General features: G+C 44.5%; 4 protein-coding genes. All 4 read left to right on the forward strand.

Annotation, left to right across the window (positions count from 1 at the left end; all coding sequences use genetic code 11):
- The coding region (locus tag CXF58_RS00960; RefSeq protein WP_102076298.1) for a copper-transporting P-type ATPase at positions 1-2313 on the forward strand (2313 nt) is incomplete at its 5' end.
- 80 nt (positions 2314-2393) lie between these two features.
- Positions 2394-2678 carry a Sec-independent protein translocase subunit TatA gene (tatA, locus tag CXF58_RS00965; protein WP_011959992.1) on the forward strand — a complete coding sequence of 95 codons (285 nt, stop codon included), beginning with the start codon at positions 2394-2396 and terminating at the stop codon, positions 2676-2678.
- Positions 2679-2733: 55 nt separating this feature from the next.
- Entirely contained in the window at positions 2734-3120 is a 387-nt protein-coding gene (gene tatB / locus CXF58_RS00970) for a Sec-independent protein translocase protein TatB (RefSeq protein WP_036599454.1), read from the forward strand.
- A partial coding sequence (gene tatC, locus CXF58_RS00975) for a twin-arginine translocase subunit TatC (RefSeq protein WP_102076299.1) occupies positions 3117-3780 on the forward strand: 664 nt, incomplete at its 3' end. The genes tatB and tatC, both read left to right, overlap by 4 nt.

A 3780-nucleotide genomic window follows, 5' to 3' on the forward strand; every position in this document is an offset into this window, starting at 1 on the left:
TATATTTGTCCTATGCATCCAGAAGTAAGAGATGTTGAAAAAAGTGACTGCCCAATATGTGGCATGTTTCTTAAACCTGAAGACGAAGTTGCTAAAGATGATAGTCACGCTAGCTGTCATGGAAAGGATACTGATAGTAGCGGAGTAAAATCTGTTAAAGGCGGTAAATACGATAAAGTACCTGCTGATTACGATGGCACGGTATATACCTGTCCTATGCATCCTGAAGTGAGAGACGTTAGAAATAGCGGTTGTCCGATATGTGGTATGGCGCTTGAGCCCGAAACGCTTACTATCGGTGAAGAGGACACCTCAGAGCTTGACGACATGACTCGTCGTTTTTGGATATGTACCGTGTTGACTGTACCGCTATTAATATATGTGATGAGCGGTATGTTTGGAGTTGACTTTAGTCAGTATGGTATACCTTCACAGGTTTTACAATGGGCTGAGTTAGTGCTCGCGACCCCTGTAGTGCTTTGGGGCGCCGCCCCGTTTTTCGTTCGTGGCTGGCAGTCTATAAAAAGCCGCAATCTAAATATGTTTACTTTGATTGCGATAGGCGTAGGCGCTGCTTATATTTTTAGTATTGTCGCGACCTTTTTTCCCGATATTTTCCCAGACAGTTTCAGAGATGCCTCTGGTCAAGTCGGAGTCTACTATGAAGCAGCAGCTGTCATTGTAACCTTGGTGCTACTGGGTCAAGTATTAGAGCTCAAAGCCAGAAGCCAAACTTCAGGTGCGATTAGAGCTTTGCTTGAGCTCGCACCACCAACCGCAAGACGTGTCGATGAAAACGGTGAAGAAGTCGAAGTCTCGCTTGATGAGGTCGTCACTGGCGATAAGCTACGGGTTAAACCAGGTGAGAAACTACCCGTAGATGGTACAGTGATCGATGGTAATAGTAGTGTTGATGAATCAATGGTGACGGGTGAGCCAATCCCTGTATCAAAAGTAGCAGGAGATACAGTGACTGGTGGTACGGTAAATGGCACCGGAACGCTATTAGTCGAAGCGGTCAATGTTGGAGCAGATTCAGTATTATCTAAAATTGTACAAATGGTTGCTGAAGCCCAGCGTAGCCGCGCGCCTATCCAGCGCTTGGTAGATCAAGTGGCGGGTTGGTTCGTACCTATTGTTATTGTCAGCTCTATCATAACCTTTATTGTCTGGGCGATATTCGGCCCTGAGCCCGCTATGGCCTATGCCTTGGTTAACGCGATTGCGGTACTGATTATTGCTTGTCCTTGTGCCCTTGGTCTAGCGACGCCGATGTCCATTATGGTTGGTACCGGCAAAGGCGCGCAAAACGGCGTCCTCATCAAAAATGCTGAAGCGTTAGAGAGTATGGAAAAAGTCGATACCATTGTCGTCGACAAGACCGGAACACTGACCGCTGGTAAGCCCGAGCTTACCGCAATTGATGCGCAGGTAGGTCAAGATGAAGACGAGTTCCTCGCATTGGTAGCCTCAGTAGAAAGCGCTAGCGAGCATCCTTTAGCAGAAGCTATCGTTAGAGCAGCTCAAGAAAGATCACTCATTATTCCTAAAGCTACTGACTTTAATTCGACTACTGGCGAAGGCGTACAAGCCGTGGTCGATGGTAAGAAAGTCGCTATTGGTAACTCTAAGCTTATGGAAAGCCTAAATAGTTTTGATAATGAGCTGTCCACTAAAGCTGATGTCCGTAGAAAAGACGGTGAAACGGTAATGTTTGTGGCTATAGACGGTAAAGCTGCTGGTATTATTTCAGTTGCTGACCCTATTAAACCAAGCACTAAAGAGGCTATTTCACTGCTTCATGACGCAGGTTTAAAAGTTGTGATGCTAACCGGTGACAACGAAAAAACTGCTCAGGCAGTCGCCAATAAACTAGGTATTGATGAAGTTCATGCGGATGTCTCACCAGAGGATAAAAACCGTATCGTCAAAGAAATGCAAGACAGCGGTAAATTGGTCGCTATGGCGGGTGATGGTATCAACGACGCACCAGCGCTAGCGCAAGCTAATGTTGGTATCGCTATGGGAACCGGTACCGATGTGGCGATGGAGAGTGCGGGCATTACCCTGCTAAAAGGTGATTTAATGGGCATTGCCAAAGCTTATAAGCTTAGCCACGCCACCATGCGCAATATCAGACAGAATCTGTTTTTTGCCTTTATCTACAATGCACTTGGTGTTCCTATTGCCGCAGGTGTGCTCTATCCCATATTTGGGCTTCTGCTCAGTCCGATGATAGCAGCGGCAGCGATGAGCTTGTCGTCATTCTCGGTGATTGCTAACGCGCTGCGATTGCGCCGTTTGAAACTATAATTCTGGTACGGTAAAAAGTGTTCTAAAGCACACTGACACATACTGGTCTAAACAAGATCACAAAATATAAGGATACCGTTATGGGCAGCTTTTCTATTACACATTGGCTGATTTTATTGGTCGTAGTGGTGGTCGTATTTGGTACTGCCAAGCTTAAAAATGCAGGTAAAGATTTAGGCGGTGCGGTGAAGGGTTTTAAAGAAGCGGTCAAAGATGAAGAACCCGAGAATGCTCGCAAAAATCATGTGCTTAGCCATGAAAATAGTACGCCAGCTGCAAGTAATGATTTAAATACGCGTGTAGGTAATCAGGCTGATGATATGGAAATCAGCCCTATTTCCACTGATGACCAGCCTAAAGTATGAAGCGCGCCGCTTATAAATAGCGGCACTAAGTAGTCTATTAATATATGTGACTGTTATGTTTGATATTGGGTTTTCCGAATTACTCTTGTTTGGCGTCATTGCTTTAATCGTATTGGGCCCAGAAAAACTGCCGCAAGCCGCACGTACCGCTGGGCAATGGTATGCCAAACTGCGCCGTACAGTATCCACTCTACAATCTGAAATAGAAGCTGAGCTTGATCTAGCTGAAACACGTCAACAAATGCAAAATGAACTTGCGAAAATCCGTCAGACCGAGTCGGATATGAAGCGCGAATTAGCAGAAATGCGTGGCAGTATGCAAAAGTTTGAGCAGTCACAGAACCAAAGCCTAGACGCTTCACATCAGTCAATCACCCCTTATGATAAAGACCATCAACAGAATACTACCTCCTCGTTCATTAAACAGGAGGCGGATCAGTGAGCCTATTTAAACGGCAAAAAAGTCGACAAGAAAAAATAACAGATATAGAGTTTGAGGCGCCAACAGATACAACACAGAATAGTGAGTCTGGAGATACGTTAGGTACGCTTGGCGATATGCCTATTACCGGACATTTAATCGAGCTGCGTACGCACTTAATAAGAATATGCGTGGTCGTCTTAATTATATTCTTAGTATTGGTGGGATTTTCACGCGAGCTTTATAATCTTTTATCAGACCCATTAGTGGCGCAGTTACCCATCAATTCGACCATGATTGCCACTGATATAACGTCAAACTTTATGGCACCCATTCGCTTAACGATATTCGTCGCCGCATTTTTAGCAATGCCTTATATCCTGTATCAAATTTGGTCATTTGTAGCTTCCGGCTTATATAAAAAAGAGAAGAAAATTGCCATTCCTGTACTGCTATCTTCGATATTTCTATTTTATGCTGGTGTTGCTTTTTCCTACTTTGTCGTACTCAAAGGGGTATTGAAATTTTTTATTATGTTCGCTCCGCAGAACGTTATACCAATGACCGATATTGACAGTTATCTGAGCTTTGCCCTCAAGCTATTTATGGTGTTTGGACTGACTTTTGAGATTCCAGTGGTTACCTTATTGCTGATAATGGCCGGAATCGTTTCTACTCAAA

This window comes from Psychrobacter sp. Sarcosine-02u-2, from assembly GCF_002836335.1.
GTDB lineage: Bacteria > Pseudomonadota > Gammaproteobacteria > Pseudomonadales > Moraxellaceae > Psychrobacter > Psychrobacter faecalis.

Bases quoted from the DNA above. Each gene is read 5' to 3' on its own strand.
- tatA (WP_011959992.1), top strand. From the start codon at position 2,394: ATGGGCAGCTTTTCTATTACACATTGGCTGATTTTATTGGTCGTAGTG.
- tatB (WP_036599454.1), top strand. From the start codon at position 2,734: ATGTTTGATATTGGGTTTTCCGAATTACTCTTGTTTGGCGTCATTGCT.